Source organism: Acrocarpospora phusangensis, assembly GCF_016862995.1.
In the GTDB taxonomy this organism is placed as follows: Bacteria; Actinomycetota; Actinomycetes; order Streptosporangiales; family Streptosporangiaceae; genus Acrocarpospora; species Acrocarpospora phusangensis.
The window spans coordinates 1-2,111 of the sequence record NZ_BOOA01000185.1 but is presented as its reverse complement, the minus strand read 5'-3'; the positions used below and the strand labels follow the sequence as shown (position 1 = coordinate 2,111).

The 2,111-nt window shown below is 70.4% G+C and carries 2 protein-coding genes; both read left to right on the top strand.

Annotated elements, in window-relative coordinates:
• Window positions 1-137 precede the first annotated feature (137 nt).
• Entirely contained in the window at window positions 138-857 is a 720-nt protein-coding gene (locus Aph01nite_RS40795) for a PIG-L deacetylase family protein (RefSeq protein ID WP_204046458.1), read from the top strand.
• Window positions 858-1,282: 425 nt separating this feature from the next.
• Window positions 1,283-2,111: class I SAM-dependent methyltransferase (locus Aph01nite_RS40790; protein ID WP_204046457.1), on the top strand; the 829-nt coding region annotated here is incomplete at its 3' end.

Sequence of the window (2,111 nt, the reverse complement as noted above, 5' to 3'; positions counted from 1 at the left end):
TGGAGTCGTAATCCGCGACTGCTGACCCCCTCCTTCATCAGGTACGGCTTCCGCTCGGGTGGCGGGAGCCGTACCGGCGTGTGGGAACACCGCCGGGGCGGGCGATGTTGGCGCTGGGGACTCGAGGAGGAACACGCGTGCTGGATTCAGCGGACATCGGCAAGGTCCTGGTCGTCACCGCCCACCCCGACGACATCGACTTCGGCGGCGCGGGCACGATCGCGGCCTTCGTCGACCGGGGGGTCGAGGTGGTGTACCTGCTGGCCACCTCGGGCGACGCGGGCGGCTTCGACCGTACGGTGGGGGCCGAGGACATGGGCGAGATGCGGCGCGCCGAGCAGGTCGCGGCCGCCAAGCAGGTCGGCGTCACCGACGTCCGCAACCTCGGCTACCCCGACGGCCTGCTGGAACCCACCCTGGCCCTGCGCCGCGACATCGCCCGCGTCATCCGCCAGGTGCGGCCCGACCTCGTCATCACCTCCACCCCGGAGCGCAACTACGCGCGCATCGGGCCCAGCCACCCGGACCACCGCGCGGTCGGCAGCGCGGCCCTGGACGCCGTGTATCCGGACGCCCGCAATCCGTACGCGTTTCCCGAGCTTCTCAACGAGGAGGGGCTGGAGGCGTGGACGGTTCGTGAGGTCTGGCTGATCGGCTCGCAGACGCCGAACCACTACGTGGACGTGACCGCGACAGTCGATCGCAAAATCGCCGCCCTTCGCGCCCACGAAACGCAGACCGGCCACATGGCCGACCTGGAAACAATGATCAAGAACTTCCTCGCCCACTACGCCACCCAGGCGGGCCTACCCGAGGGTTCTTACGCGGAGGCGTTCCAGGCGGTCCCGACCGGCTGAGTCCACCTCCCAGCGGGCCTTCATCCACCACATCCACCACATCCACGCATCCACCGCGTGCCCGGCGCGTCCTCCGCCTCCCCGCGCCTCCCCGCGCCTCCCCGCGCCTCCCCGCGATCCACCACGCATCCCCGCATCCCCGCATCCACGGCATCCACGGCATCCACGGCATCCGCGAGCGTGCCCCGCGCGTCCTCCGCCACCCCGCGCATCCCCGCGATCCACCACGCATCCTCTGCGCTGGCGACGAGATCACCATCTCCTCTCCGTAGATCGGCGCCCTCACCAGCACGGTCGTCGGCACGGCCAAGGGGGAGTACGAGTCCGGGGACGAGGTTCTCGCCGTAGTAGCGGCTGAGTGGGCCGTCGTGGGCGGTCGAGGCGAGGGCCCGCGAAATGTCGGCGGCAGGGCGTAGGGTCGCGTCGTGAGCGAAGAGGCGAAGGCGTTTGTCGCGGGGGTTTTCGACCGGGCGGCGGCCGACTACGAGCACGTCGGGGTGGACTTCTTCGGGCCAGTGGGGATGCTGCTCGCGCGGCACGCGCAGGCCGGGGAACGGGTGCTGGACGTCGGCTGCGGCCGGGGGGCCAGCCTGTTCCCGGCGGCCGAGCGGGTCGGGGCCGAGGGGTTCGTGCACGGCATCGACCTTGCTCCCGGAATGGTCAGGGAGCTCAGCGCCGATATCGAACGGCGAGGGTTAACCAACGCCAGGGCCACGCTCGGCGACGCCGAATCCCTCGAATTCCCCGACGAGTCCTTCGACGCGGTCCAGAGCGGCCTGGTCCTCTTCTTCGTGCCCGACATGCCCCAGGCGGCCCGGGAGATCGCCCGCGTCCTGCGTCCCGGCGGGCGTCTCGCCCTCGCCACCTTCGCCGAGGACCACGAGGAGGACCAAGCCCTCCAGGCCACCCTCCGCAACCTCCTGGCCCCCTACCTTCCCAAGCCCCCGCCCGGCTCCTCCACCCAGCCGGGCGCGCTCAGCAAGCTGCGCTCCCGCGAATCCCTCAACGACCTCCTCAAGGACTTCACCGCCGTCGAGTTCACCGAACACCTTCAGCGGATCTTCTTCCCCACCCCCGAGCACTACTGGTCCTGGCTCTGGTCCTCAGGCACCCGCGCCATGATGGAATCCATCCCCAAAGACGTCCTCCCCGAGGCCCAACACACCTTCACCGAGGGCGTCCGCTCCCTCGCCACCCCCGAAGGCACCCTCACCTACACCATGCCCATCCGCTTCACCACCGCCACCCGCCCCT